Annotated in this window: 8 protein-coding genes; 4 read left to right on the forward strand and 4 right to left on the reverse strand. The window is 60.4% G+C overall.

What is annotated here, in order from left to right; translation table 11 throughout:
- On the reverse strand, positions 1 to 1,476 hold the full coding sequence (locus JL474_RS06315; RefSeq protein WP_203141379.1) for an NCS1 family nucleobase:cation symporter-1: 1,476 nt from the start codon (positions 1,474 to 1,476) through the stop codon (positions 1 to 3).
- Positions 1,477 to 1,735: 259 nt separating this feature from the next.
- Here JL474_RS06315 and JL474_RS06320 point away from each other — a divergent pair, with 259 nt between their 5' ends.
- Together JL474_RS06320 and JL474_RS06325 are read left to right on the forward strand one after the other, a co-directional pair.
- A complete protein-coding gene (locus JL474_RS06320) occupies positions 1,736 to 2,863 on the forward strand; it encodes a sterol desaturase family protein (RefSeq protein ID WP_203141380.1) in 1,128 nt (375 codons plus the stop codon).
- Positions 2,864 to 3,052: 189 nt separating this feature from the next.
- Positions 3,053 to 3,922 carry a hypothetical protein gene (locus tag JL474_RS06325; RefSeq protein WP_203141381.1) on the forward strand — a complete coding sequence of 290 codons (870 nt, stop codon included), beginning with the start codon at positions 3,053 to 3,055 and terminating at the stop codon, positions 3,920 to 3,922.
- Positions 3,923 to 4,028: 106 nt separating this feature from the next.
- Here JL474_RS06325 and JL474_RS06330 read toward each other — a convergent pair whose 3' ends face one another.
- Positions 4,029 to 4,772 carry a substrate-binding periplasmic protein gene (locus tag JL474_RS06330; RefSeq protein WP_203141382.1) on the reverse strand — a complete coding sequence of 248 codons (744 nt, stop codon included), beginning with the start codon at positions 4,770 to 4,772 and terminating at the stop codon, positions 4,029 to 4,031.
- A gap of 227 nt (positions 4,773 to 4,999) precedes the next feature.
- Complete coding sequence (locus tag JL474_RS06335; RefSeq protein ID WP_203141383.1) at positions 5,000 to 6,802, reverse strand: flavin-containing monooxygenase; 1,803 nt, start codon at positions 6,800 to 6,802, stop codon at positions 5,000 to 5,002.
- Positions 6,803 to 7,172: 370 nt separating this feature from the next.
- On the opposite strand from JL474_RS06335, the gene JL474_RS06340 reads away from it, so the two are divergent.
- Positions 7,173 to 9,119 carry a sigma-54-dependent Fis family transcriptional regulator gene (locus tag JL474_RS06340; RefSeq protein ID WP_203141384.1) on the forward strand — a complete coding sequence of 649 codons (1,947 nt, stop codon included), beginning with the start codon at positions 7,173 to 7,175 and terminating at the stop codon, positions 9,117 to 9,119.
- Positions 9,120 to 9,239: 120 nt separating this feature from the next.
- Here JL474_RS06340 and JL474_RS06345 read toward each other — a convergent pair whose 3' ends face one another.
- The gene (locus tag JL474_RS06345) at positions 9,240 to 10,892 is read right to left on the reverse strand and encodes a methyl-accepting chemotaxis protein (protein ID WP_236012094.1); all 1,653 of its coding nucleotides are present in this window, start codon (positions 10,890 to 10,892) and stop codon (positions 9,240 to 9,242) included.
- A 482-nt stretch (positions 10,893 to 11,374) separates the two neighbouring features.
- On the opposite strand from JL474_RS06345, the gene JL474_RS06350 reads away from it, so the two are divergent.
- A complete protein-coding gene (locus tag JL474_RS06350) occupies positions 11,375 to 13,339 on the forward strand; it encodes a methyl-accepting chemotaxis protein (RefSeq protein WP_203141385.1) in 1,965 nt (654 codons plus the stop codon).
- The last annotated feature ends 345 nt before the right edge of the window (positions 13,340 to 13,684 follow it).

Genomic DNA, 13,684 nt, shown 5'->3' on the forward strand with positions numbered 1-13,684 from the left:
CTACGGCGCCATGCGCCTATTGTGGTAGCGTGAACCGGCCTCACGGACGGCGGACGACATCGCCACGGCGTACATCAGTGCGCCAATCACGGCGCCCAGTAGCCAGGCGTAACCGGAGAGCTGGCTCATCTCCTCGACCCAGACACTGGAGACCGAAAACAGGGCACCGATCAGGAAGGCGAAGAGGGCTTTCTGGTTCCAGCCGGCCTCGTAGGCGTAGGCGCCTGCCGGATCGCTGCTGTAGAGGTCTTTCAGCTTGAGCTGCTGCTTCTTCACGATGAAGTAGTCCATCACCATGATGCCGTACAGCGGGGCGAGGGTCGCGCCAAGTGTGTTAACGAAGCCGCTGATGCCAATCCGGCTGATAAAGCTGACCCAGAAGCCGCCGATCACCAGAGCAAACAGCGACGTGATCCAGCCGGCCCGTTTGAAGTTGAGCCGGGCCGGGGCCATGTTGGCAATGCCGTTGACGGCGGGAATGAAGTTGGCCACCAGATTGATGCCCACCGTGGCGGCAAAGAACGTCACGGCAGCGATGACGCTGAGCAGGGCGCTGTCGGTGCGCTCCACGATCTGCGACGGGTTGACGATTTTCTCGCCGTAAAGCACGGCAGCGCCGGCGGTGATCAGCAGGGCCAGCGCGGAGAACAGCACCATGTTCAGGGGCAGGCCGATCAGGTTGCCGAGCATCATGGAACGGTGGCTGCGGGAGTAGCGGGAGAAGTCGCTGAAGTTGATCATTACCGCCGCAAAGTACGCCACCATGGTGCCCACGATGGCGATAAAGCCGGTGAATTCACTTTGCCAGGTCGGATGTTCCGGCGCGAAGATGGTCTGGGCGGCGTCCCACAGCTGGCCATCCGACTTCTGCCACAACACCACCAGCAAGCCCAGCATCACCAGATAAACAAAAGGTCCGGCTAAATTGAGGAAGGTGCCGACCCACTGCATGCCGCGAGAGAAGATGGCGATCTGCAGGCACCACACCAGCAGGAACGAAATCCAGCCCAGCAGCGACAGGCCCATCCATTCCGACTCGCTGTGATAGCCCGTGATCGTGACCAGCAGCAGATAGAGCGCCGTTGAAGCGAAGTACGTCTGTGCGCCGTACCAGAACACGGCTACCGTGGCCCGCAGAATGGACGGCAGGCGAGCGCCACGGGTACCCATGCTGGCCCGGGCCAGCACCGGATAGGGAATGCCGTGCTCGACGCCCGGCTTGCCAGAGATATTGACCAGAAACATCACCAGGACACTGGCCGTCAGCAGCGCCAGAAACGCCGTCCAGCCCGTCACCCCGTAGGAAATGAACAGGGAGGCCACCAGGGAATAGCCGAACAGGCTCTGGATATCATTGGCCCAGACGTTAAAGATCTCAAACCAGCCCCACTTCTTTTCCTCCGCGGGCAGCGGAGTGAGTGAGTCGTTGTGGAGTTCATCGGTGACACTTCCGGTGTGTTCGCTGGCAGCGGCCATCGTGCATTCCTCGGGGTAGTTGATGGAGGACATCGGACTGGCACGTACCCAGCATGGAATATGCCAGCCTTGAGCCCTCAAAGGCCGTGTCCGTAGCCTCAGAGCGCCACAAAGCGAGGCAGAGTCGCCAGGTGACGTCCCGAATGTGCACGATCATGGTGCTTCGGCCAGGTTCGCGCCGGTCCACGAATGGCTGGACCGGCTATGGCGATTCCGATAGATTCCGTCCTTTCATTCGCGATAAAGGGAGTTTGCGAATATGAGCCGGCGCTTGAGGGAGAAGTACGAGGACGTCGATCTGACACCGGGGCAGGGCAAGGGCAGTGCCACCGTGTCCATATTCTTTGGGGCGATGGCGTTGTTGGGTGCTCTTTGTTTCCTGATGCCGGAGCTGCTCACCATGCCCGAATTCCGAGCCGCCTATAATCCAGAGGTGTTGCGCTATGCGTTGCAGGTGAGCATCGCCATCAGCGCCGGCTTCGGGCTCTACGCCATGGCTCGCCACGAGTCCCCCGGCTATGGGCTTACCGGTATGGTGCTGGCGCTGACCGCGGCGTTGCTCGCGTCCGGTCGCATTGAAGCGCCGGACATTGACAGTCGTGGCCTGTATGTCGGGCTGGATTATTTCGTGCTGACACTGGTGGTCCTGGCCCTGGTGTTCATTCCACTGGAACGGGCTTTTCCCAAGGACCGCCAGCAGAGCATCCTGCGCAAGGGCTGGATCACGGATCTGAAGTATTTCATGCTGAGCCACATGGGCGTCCAGTTGATCAGTTTCTTCACGGTGATTCCCATCCAGGTGTTCCTGCACAGCGTCACCACCTGGGAGTTCCAGCTCTGGATTGCCAGCCAGCCGTTGTGGCTCCAGTTCATCGAAATCCTGTTGGTGGTGGACCTGGGCACCTACTGGATCCACCGGGCCATGCACGAAGTGCCGGCGCTCTGGAAATTCCATGCCATTCACCACTCCACCGAACAGATGAACTGGCTGGCGTCGTCCCGCCTGCACCTGCTGGAAATCCTGGTGAACCGCTTTGCCGGCTACCTGCCCATCTTCGTTCTGGGCTTCGCGCCGTCGGCAGTGTATGCCTACCTGATCTTCATTTCCTTTCACGCCATCTTCATCCACGCCAACGTGCGCTTCCGCTTTCCGGTCCTGCGCTGGATCCTGGCGACGCCGGAATACCATCATTGGCACCACTCATCGGAAGATGCCGCGATCGACCGGAACTACGCCGGTTTCCTGCCCATCTACGATGTGCTTTTCCGGACGGCGTATTTGCCCAAGCATCTGGCGAGCCGTTACGGCACGGTGTCTGATGATATTCCGGAGGGCATTGTGGGGCAGTTCCTGTTCCCGTTTCGGGATTGGTTTCGCCGCCACTGAGCGCAACCGGTTTCGCGGTGGCGTTTCCTTCTGGATGGACCCCGAGGGGAATGTAAGAGATGTCTTACGTTACGGCGGGAGTCGGGCTCCCTTCCTGAAGATTAACTTTCTGTTAGGATCTGGCGCCTGAACCGTCACCGTGAGGCCTCCTGGCCCACGCCATAAACTCAAGATATCTCAAGGATGAACATGCAGTCTGAGGCTTTTTCCGATTCGTCGACGTCGATCTCGGTACGCAAAATAGAGGCGGGACCACCCCTGAGCTGGGTGGTCGATTCTTTCAGGCTCCTGCGTAGCCACTGGAAAACGTTGATTCCCGCCTACCTGATCGTGACCCTGGCGTCCGGTCTGCTGCAGTGGGGACTCGCATCACAGGCCCATCGCCCGGGTGTCGGGTTTTTTCTCATGATGCTGATTGGGCTGTTCGTTGCCATCGTGCTGCAGGCCGGTATGTCAGCGGTCTTTCATGGCGCGGCGGAGAAGCAACCGCGCATGGGTGATGTATTCCGGGGTTTCCGTGGCCGCATTCTCCTGGGCATGGCCCTGCTGCTCATCGCAATGATTCTGGTGACTCTGGCAATCGCCCTGGTGGTATACCTGTGTATCAGCCTTCTTGGATCCGGCGATTCGTTGTCAGGTCTGATGGGGCCGCAGCCGGGTTACGGCAGCATCATGGGGGCGTTGATGGGCGGCAGCAGCCTGATCCTTGCGGTTGGCCTGGCGGGGATGGCCGTGTTGATGGCGTTGTTTTGCTACGCGATGCCGCTGATTATTATCTCGGGTGAAGGGGTTCTCTCGGCGATGAGCAACAGTTTCCGAGCCAGTTTCAAGAACCTGTTCGTGCTCTGTATCTTCGGGATGAACGTTACAGCGGTCTATTTCCTGACGATGATTGCTCCAATGATCGGTGGTGCGCTCAGCACGTCATTGATCGTCTTTTTCATCGTGATGGGTCTGGTCTCATGGTTGTTCGGCCTGGTGGCCAATGGGGCCTATTACCTCTCGTTTCGGGATGTGCTGCTGGTCGACAGGTCTGGAGAGACTGCGTCCGTGAAGTGAATGCCCCGGGCGGATAAAGAAAAAGCCGTGCGTCGAGACGCACGGCTTTTTCGTGGACGGGGAAAGGCAAAAGCGGTGGAGGCTCTGCCCTTGCACCGAACGGTGTTCAGAGACCGTAGGCCCGGGAAATCGCTTCCTTCTCGCCGGACTCAACCAGCTTCCGGTAGGCCTCATTGAGGGCGTTCAGAATGTCCGGATCGGAGTCCTTGTTGACTGCCAGGTACATGGGCGTCTCTTTGAAGACCAATACGCGTTTGAGATTGGTGACATCCGCCGCATCCGCCGCCAGGTAGGGGCCGGCCAGGCCATCCGCAACCCACAGGTCGATCTGATCTTCCACCAGACGACGGGCGTTCAGGCCGTTGTTACTGATGGCCAGCACATCAAAGCCCTTTTCCTTCAGGTAGTTCGTCATGACGTCGCCTTTGTAGCCGCCGATGCGGTACTTGCGCGCGTCGTCCAGGTCATCGAGTTCAATGGACGATCCCGGTTTGGCGAACAGGGTCCACTTGATGGATGACAGGGGGCCGACCCAATTAAAGAAAGGCTCGCGCTCATCGGTCTTGGAGACGCAGTAGATCCCGTGGTTGGGATGCTCTTCCGTCCGGTTCAGGCCGTAACTGAGGTCGCGTAGCTTGATGCTGTGCTTCAGGTCGGTCTTGGCCAGCAAAGCCTTCAGGACATCGGTACACAGCCCGGTGATGTCGTCGGCCGAATGGGCAAACGGCATGCCGTTGTTGGTCATGTTGTAGGGCGGGTATTGCTCGGTGTAGACCCGCAGTTCCTCGGTGGCGGTGGCGCAGCCGGTCATCAGCAGCAGACCCAGTATCAGCCCGACTCTTCCTTTCATGAACTCGCTCCAATAATGAAATGACGGTAATGAGAGCACGGCATCATAGTGAACGGGCGTTCAGTCGGATAGGCCGGTTTCTGCTTCTTTACATTTTCACAACATGCTGAAACGCAAAGGGAAAGTGGCCCATGGAGTGGGTTGCAGGTCAATTCGTAGAAACCGGAATGAGTCGGGTTCTGAAGAGCGGGGACGGGCTAATCCCGTGGATCAGCCCGTTTCATGGACTAGGCCAGGTGGTGCACCGCTTCCATCCCGTAAACCGGTGTCTTCAGCCCTTCCTTGCGAGCCTTCAACTGCAGGGCGAGGTACAGGGAATAGTGGCGTGACTGGTGCAGGTTGCCGCCGTGAAACCACAGTGCCTCCTGCCGGGTCGGTTTCCACATGTTGCGCAGCTCGCCTTCCCAGGGGCCCGGATCCTTGGTGGTGTCCGATCCCATTCCCCAGCATTTGCCGACCTTGTCGGCCACATCCTGGTTGATGATCCGGGCGGCCCAGCCGTTCATGGAGCCGAAGCCGGTGGCGTAGACGATCAGGTCCGCCGGCAATTCAGTGCCGTCAGTGAGGGTGACCGAGCGAGGGTTAATGCGCTCGATACTGACGCCGCTCTTGAGCTTGATGTCACCAGAGGCCACCAGCTCGGAGGCGCCCACATCGATGTAATAGCCCGAACCCCGGCGCAGGTATTTCATGAACAGACCGGAGCCGTCGTCACCGAAGTCGAGCATGAAGCCGGCCTCTTCCAGGCGTCGGTAAAAGTCGGCGTCCTGTTCAGCCACCTGCTGGTAAACGGGAATGTGGAAATCCGGCATGATCCGGAATGGAATGGAGGCAAAGGTGAGGTCTGCCTTCTCGGTGGTCATGCCGCCTTGAACGGCTTCCTCGGAGTACAGGCCGCCCAGGACCCGGTCCATCAGCGTGTCGGACTTGATGATGTGGGTCGAGGATCGCTGGATCATGGTGACGTCGGCGTCGTTTTCCCAGAGTGCCGCGCAAATGTCGTGGGCCGAGTTGTTAGCACCGAGCACCACGCACTTCTTGCCCCGATAGGCCTCGCCGCCCGGGTGCTTGCTGGAGTGGTGCTGCTCGCCCTCAAAGCTTTCCATTCCCGGGATGTCGGGGATGTTCGGGATGCCGGACATGCCGGTGGCCAGCACCAGCTGTTTAGGGTGCAGGGTTATCCTTTCGCCGTCCCGAACCACATCGACCACCCACTCCTGGCGATCGTCGTCGAAGCGGGCGCCGGTGCATTCCGTCGAGCTCCAGTAATTGATCTCCATGATCCGGGTGTACATCTCCAGCCAGTCGCCGATCTTGTCCTTGGGCGCGAACACCGGCCAGTGCTCCGGGAAGGGCAGGTAGGGCATGTGGTCGTACCAGACCGGGTCGTGCAGGCACAGTGACTTGTAGCGGTTGCGCCAGGAATCGCCGGCCCTGGGATTGCGCTCGATGACGATGGTGGGCACATCGAGCTGGCGCAACCGGGCCGCCAGACCGATGCCGCCCTGACCACCGCCGATGATGACGCAGTAGGGTTGGCGGCTGTAACCCAGTTCACGCTCTTCTTCCTCGCGCGCTTCCAGCCAGGTCTGGCGGGACTTGCTGGCACCGTGCTGGGCGCCCTTGGGCCGCAGGAAGTTGCGTTTCTCGGGAAACGCTTTCAGTTCCTGCATGGTGGTTAACAGGGTCCAGGCCTGGCCGTCGCGCAGGCGGAGATGGCCTTTGCACAGGGCGTCTTCGGTCTCGAAGGTCATCCACGCCTCGATCACGCCGTCCTGCTCGGTGGCTTCCTCGGACACGCGCCACTGGCAGGGGCGGGTCCGCCTGGCGGTGTGTTCAAGCATTTCCCGGATGGCTGTCCGACCTTCCAGGGTTTTGATGTTCCAGGTCATGGCGACCAGGTCGCGCCAGAAGCCGTTCTCTTCGAACAGGTTGGCGGCCTGTGCCGGCTCGTCGGATTGAAGGACTTCCTCGAAGGCATCCAGCCATTGCTGGGCGACCTGGGTCGGGGTTCGTGCTGTTTCTGTCATGACGGTTCTCCAGGGTTGTCTTGTTGTTGTGAACCCGGTCCGATCGGGATTTGGGAATGACCGGTGTCGACAGGGCTTCAGCAGTTGGCGTGCCAAACCGTCACTGGGTGCCGTCCCTGGGCGGCAGCTCCTTGATTATGCGGAGGAAATTTGAAATCCATTGACGCAGGGGCGGGAAGCGGGCTGGTCGCGGGGCCCCTCCGGGCGTTACACCTGTAATGCCCGTGGGGGAAACGGAATAACACCTGTAAAACCGTGACCGGTACCAAGGAAGGATGTCGCACTCCCGGCCAGCCGGCGTATGCTGGTCAAGTGTTGGAGCAGTATCTCTCGTGGACAACAACAACACCGGAGTGATGCAGGAGCCCGCATGACAACCCAGCAGCTTGAACAGCGGCGTCACATCGACACCGTCCTGAACGTCGCCGGCGATATCGCCCCGGCCGACTGGCCCACCGGCATGGAGCTGATCGGCCGTTCCTGGAAACGCTGTATCGAAGAATACGGCCTCGATCCCGCGCGTCCCCGCAGTGCGCGCATTGTGACGCAGCAGACGCTGCGGGAGCATCAGGACTCGGTGGACGAGTTCCTGAACGTGGCGCGGGCCGGCGTGGAGCAGCTCTATGGGGCGATTGCCAAACTGGGTTACGTCCTGCTGCTGACCGATCACCGGGGAATTACCGTGCAGTACCTGGGGGACAATCGCTACGACCGGCTCCTGCGCAAGGCCGGCCTTTACCTGGGGGCCGACTGGAGCGAGCAATACGCCGGCACCTGCGCCGTGGGCACTTGCATCCAGGAACAGCAGGCGCTGACCTGTCATCGCGTGGACCACTTCGACGCCACCCACATCAACCTGACCTGCACGTCGGCGCCCATTCGCGATCCGGCCGGCAACCTGCTTGCCGTGCTCGACATCTCGGCGCTGGACTCGCCCCATGCCCGCAGCAGCCAGAACTTCGCGTTACACCTGACCCAGCTATACGCCCGCATGATCGAGGACGCCTACTTCCTGCGGCGTTATCGCCATCAAATGATCTTCCGCTGCGATACTTCCCGGGAGTTCGTGCAGGTCAACGGGCAGTATCTGTTTGCGATTTCCGAAGAAGGGGAGATCGAGGCCACCAACTCGGCCGCCCGGGGGGTGATGGCCAAGCCGCAAGCATCAGCGGATGGGCCCTCCAACGTGACGACCGTGTTCGAATGCGACCTCCAGGACATCTGGAGCATTCCGTACGACCACGACGACCAGGTCAAGGCGTTTCGCCATGCCGCCAGTGGCGAGACTGTCTTTGCGGCCCTGATCCAGCCGCGCCATCGCAATGCGGTTTCCGTGTCAGCGGTAAGCCGGGCAACGGAAGAGAGCGTGCCTGAGCTGGACGCACTGGCGGCGGATGATCCGGTGATGCGCCGCACGCTTGGGCTGGCCAAGCGGTTGCGCAACCGGGACGTGGGGCTGCTGATCCTGGGTGAGACCGGCACGGGCAAGGAAGTGCTGGCCCGGGCGGTGCATGAAACCAGCCGTCGTGCCCGGCACGCGTTCGTTGCTGTGAACTGCGCCGCGATACCGGAATCCCTGATCGAAAGTGAACTGTTCGGCTATGCACCCGGAGCGTTTACGGGCGCGCGCGCCCGGGGCATGCGGGGGCTGATCCAGCAGGCCGACGGCGGGACGCTGTTCCTGGATGAGATCGGCGACATGCCGTTGCCGCTGCAGACCCGGTTGCTGCGGGTTCTTGCCGAGGGGGAGATCCTGCCGGTAGGTGCGGACAGCCCGGTGAAAGTGAATTGCCGCGTCATTGCCGCCACCCACCAGAACCTGGAGCAACGGATCGAGCGTGGCGACTTCCGGGCGGACCTGTTCTACCGACTCAATGGCGCCACGCTCCGTCTGCCTTCCCTGCAGCAACGGGCGGACCGACAGCACGTCATCCAGCGGGTGCTTGCCCGGCTTGTCGATCAGGGCCAGCTGCCGGCGGTGCGTCTGCGGGCGGATGCGATGAGTGCGCTGCTGGCCTACCATTGGCCCGGCAATATCCGCCAGTTGGTGAACGCGCTGACGTTCGCCGAGGCCACCTGTGACAACGGCGAAATCACCGTCAACGACCTGCCCGAGGAGTGCCTGCGGGACAAGTCTTCCGCCGGGTCGTCGGTGGACAGCGCCGGCCCGGGTGTAGACAGTCCGTTGCGCGCTGCCTTGCAGGCTGCCGACTGGAACATTTCCGAGGTGGCCCGGGAATATCGGGTGTCCCGGCCCACCATCTATCGTTGGATGCAGCAACAGGGCATTGTCCAGCCACGCTACGCCGGCAAGTAGGGCAACGCTACCGCGCATCTTCCGTCAACGCGCGGACCGCTTGATCACGGCGTGCCAATCCGGCAATACCGGCAACCTGAAGGTTTCCCGCAGTGCGGTCTCGATACCCCGGGCATCCGTTTAATGCAGTTTGAACTTCGTAACCAGTCCATCCAGCGTCTGGGAGAGTTGCTGCAACTCGCCGCTGGACTCGGTGAGCTGATCGGCGATCTGCGCCGTTTCCACGGTCAACTGGTTGATGTCGTGGATGTTCTGGTTGATCTCGCCAACCACGGCGGACTGTTCTTCTGTGGCTGTGGCCACCTGGACGTTCATGTCGCTGATCTGGCCGATGTGCGAGGTAATCTGCTGCAGGGCCCGGTTGGCTTCTTCGGTCTGGCTGACCACCGACCGGCTCTGTTCCTGACCCCGGTGGATGGCGGCGACGGTCCGTGCCGACTGCTCCTGGAGCTGGTCGATCATCTTCTGGATTTCATCGGTTGAACTCGCTGACCGGCTGGCGAGGTTGCGCACCTCGTCAGCGACGACGGCAAAACCGCGACCCTGCTCGCCGGCCCGTGCTGCTTCGATGGCCGCGTTCAGGGCCAGCAGGTTGGTCTGCTCGGAAATGCCGCGAATGGTGTCCAGGATGCTGCCAATGGAATCGGTCTGGGTGGCCAGGGAACTGACGTCCTGGCTGACCTGGTCGATTTCGTCGGACAGTGTCGCCACACCTCGGCTAGCCAGTTCCACGAGCTTCGCACCCTCATGGGAGGTCTCATCCGCTTCCTTGGCGGCCTGTGCCGCCTCGGAGGCATTACCGGCAATGCTCTCGACGGTCGAGCCCATCTCGTTGATCGCCGTGGCAATCTGCGTGGAACGGTCCTGTTCGTGGATGCAGTTGCGGTGCGTCGATTCCGCCTTGCTGGCGACCGCATTGGCGGTGGCCGCCAGTTGGCGTGAGTTGTCGGCAACCGCCTCGATGGCCGAGCGGATCTGGCCGACGAACTGATTAAAGTTGGCTGCAATATCGCTCAGTTCGTCGCGGCCGCTCAATTCGATCGACGATCCCAGGTCCAGCGTATCGGCTGCGGTGCTGATATGACGCTGGAGCCGGTCCACACGGCGGTTGAGGCGGCGCAGGAACAGCAGGGCCATTGCGATGGACGCCGCCAGGGCAATGGCGATCAGGACCATCATCTGGTTACGGCTGTTCTGGTAATTCACCTTGCTGGCCTCATAGCTGGCGTTGCCCTGGGCGAGCAGCCGGTCCAGCAGGTCGTTCACGATCTTGCGCATCTCGCCGTAGCTGGCGGCGTAGTCGTCCTGGTAGATGCGGTAGGCCGAAGCCATGTCGTTGCTCTCGATGGCTTTGAGCATCGGCGTTAGTTCGTCGCGTTTGACGGCGGTGAAGGTGTCGATCAGCCTCTGTACCTCGGCCCGGATCTCCGGATTGACCTGGGCATCCAGGGCCTGTTGCAGGGCACCGTCCATTTCCGGGATGTCCTCGGTGCGGGTTTCCTTGACGCGGGTCATCACGCCTTTCTGGTCCTGCAGGGCCGGCACGGCCTGCAGCAGGATCATATCGAGCCCCACGCGCATCCGCGGGATCCGTGAATTGACTTCCGCCAGGGCCCGCAGCGGAGCGCTGGTATTCTCGGCCAGACGCTCGGTCTGGTCCTGCATACCGGACAAGCCCCGCAGCCCTGCCCAACTGACCAGCAGTAACACCAGGCAGGGGAGGGCCACGACGGCGACGAATTGGGTCTTCAGGGTCATTTTGTCGAAGATCAAAGCACGCTTCCTCGAAAGAGGGTTGCCGTTTCGGGCAACCGACGAACAGACATCGCCCGCTCACCGGATGACCGGGGATCGGGCATGGAAAAAGGTTGGATTGCTGGCGGTGTCTGAAGCGGATGGTTTGTCCCGTTCTGTCCGCCTCTTATGTCTGGGGCCAGCACTGATGTGCGGAATAAGCTAACCGGTTGTTTGGTGCGATTATGTAGGTGATTTGTTAACGCTTCTGGTCGGCACGCGGGAGCCCGCTAGAATAAGAAGACGGTAATAGCATGTGATGGCTGGGGATTGGCGATCTTCCGGCTAATGATTTTGCGTGTGGTGATAAGTAGTATTACGAACTTTAAGGGGCGCTGATTCACGCGGAATCGGCGCCGCCTCGAGCCGGCGTCCATGGAGATTCGTCACGGATCAGGTAGGGTGCGGAACCTGCAAGGGATGTCAGGCGCACTGTAAGGTATCCCGCGAGAGATCACGCTATGAAGATCAAGTCGAAGCTGCTGACGGCGCTTCTTGGTACAACCCTCCTCCCTGTTCTGATTGTTTCCTCGCTCACTGTCCGCAATGCCGTTGACCGGGCCGAGAGGGATTTTGTCGAGAACAGTACGACCAATATTTCCATCGTCGAGGATTCCTTTCGCAATTTTTTCGATGTAATGGGATACCAGGTGTCGTTCCTGGCGGATTCCCCGGCGGTCAGGAATGTACAGCAGGGCTCGCTGTCAAAGTACTTTGGTGAAAAGCAGCGACCCGCTGAGGTGGCTCGCCAGAATGGTGGTCGGGAAAAGGCTATTTTCGACCTGTTCAGTGGCATTGGCGACAACAACCCCATGCTTGGGTACGTCTACATGGGCGACAAGGATGGGGGGTATCTGGAATGGCCTGGTACGGCGGGTTACGGCGATTGGGATCCCCGCAAAAGGCCCTGGTTCGATATGGGTAAGGATGGCAACTATAAGCTCGTCCGCCGCGATGGTTATTACTGGGAGCCTGATGACGCAGTCTATGTGTCCGTGATCAAGGGCTTCAAGAACACGGCGGGAGAGTTTGAAGGGGTCGTTGCCATGGACGTGTCCCTCAAGTCTCTGACCAACATGGTTCAGAAGGTCAAACTCGGAAAAACCGGCTATCTGATGATGATCCAGGGCGACGGCAAGATCCTGGTGGATGGCGGTAATCCCGACAACAATTTCAAGGCCCTGTCCGATATGGATGCGGACTATTTCTCCCGGATTGCCCAAACCGACTCCGGCGTTATCGATGTCAGCATCGATGGTGTGGACTATGAGGCCAACGTCTACCAGTCTCCATCCCTGGGTTGGAAGATTGTTGGCCTGAAGCAGTCCAGCGAGATCTTTGCCAGCGCCTGGGAAGTCGGGCGCAACACCGCCATCATCAGCGCCGTTCTGGTGGTCCTTTTCGGCCTGCTCGGGCTCTACATCGCCCGTCGTATCGTCACTCCGATCAACGAGGTCAAGGACAACCTGAAGACAATCGCCCAGGGCGAAGGGGATCTGACAACGCGCATCAGCGTCGAATCCCGGGATGAAGTGGGTGAGTTGGCCGATTGGTTCAACCAGTACATCGAGTCGACTCGCAAGATGATTGAAGACATCAAGACCACCTCCCGAGAGATGGAGGGTGTCTCGACCCAGACCAATTCAAAATCCGTTGAGTTGTCCGAGAGCGTGTCCACCCAGCGGTCCTCGATTGAACAGATTGTGACGGCCGTCACCGAGATGGCCGCGTCCGCCAATGAGGTGGCGACCAATTGCGTCGATACAGCCACGATATCGGAACAGGGCCTGGCGTCGACGCTCTCTGGCAAGGACATCATCAAGCGGAGCGCGGCCAGTGTGGAAACGCTGGGCGGGCGGATTCGTTCTTCCAACGAGATGATCGTGGAGCTGGAGAAGGAGACCGGCAACATCAACAGCATCCTCTCGGCGATCCAGGACATTGCCGAGCAGACGAACCTGTTGGCACTCAACGCGGCGATCGAGGCCGCACGGGCTGGCGAACAGGGTCGCGGCTTTGCCGTCGTTGCCGACGAGGTCCGGAACCTGGCCAAGCGCACGCAGACGTCCACGGAAGAGGTCAACCAGATACTCGGCAACCTGGTGCGTCGGACCAGTGATGTGTCCTCCGCGATGACTCTGAGCGCCGAGGAATCGTCGACAGCGGTTACCCTGTCGGGCGAGGCGCTGGAGGCGTTCAATAGCATCGAGGACGCTGTCGAGCGGATCCGCGATGTCTCGACCCAGACCGCAAGCGCCGCGGAAGAGCAGCACTCGGTCACCGAGGAGATCAATCGCAACATCGTGGCCATCAACGATTCAGCGAATGAGGTGACCGACGTCTCGAAGAGCGTCGAAGGGCTCTGCTCGGACCAGGCAGACCTGAACCTTCGCCTGACCCAGCTGGTCTCGCGATTCAAGACCTGAGACAGGCTGTCAGTGGGCAGCGGCTTACAGAAACGTCCAGTTAGCCGCTGTCCCGCAACTGCGGTGTCGGCAAGTAGAAGCGACCCCGGGCCAAACCGGCTGATCGGTAATCGATGAATCCAACCGTAAGTCCGTAGTTCCTTTCTCGTTAATAGTAAGTGCACTCATTTTAGAGGTGGCCTTTTCTTCAGGTCGACACCACGACATGGCGTACTATTCGGTGGGATGGCCGAACCTATCGCGAAGCGGGCAGGGGATAGCAGGGCGGCTCCCACGTCGACGCTACGTCTTCCCGTTGGTGCCGTCAGGCGATACCCTGCACAGCCTGTTGCATGGGGGCGCTGT

It is taken from the genome of Marinobacter mangrovi (assembly GCF_016798325.1).
Classification (GTDB): Bacteria; Pseudomonadota; Gammaproteobacteria; order Pseudomonadales; family Oleiphilaceae; genus Marinobacter_A; species Marinobacter_A mangrovi.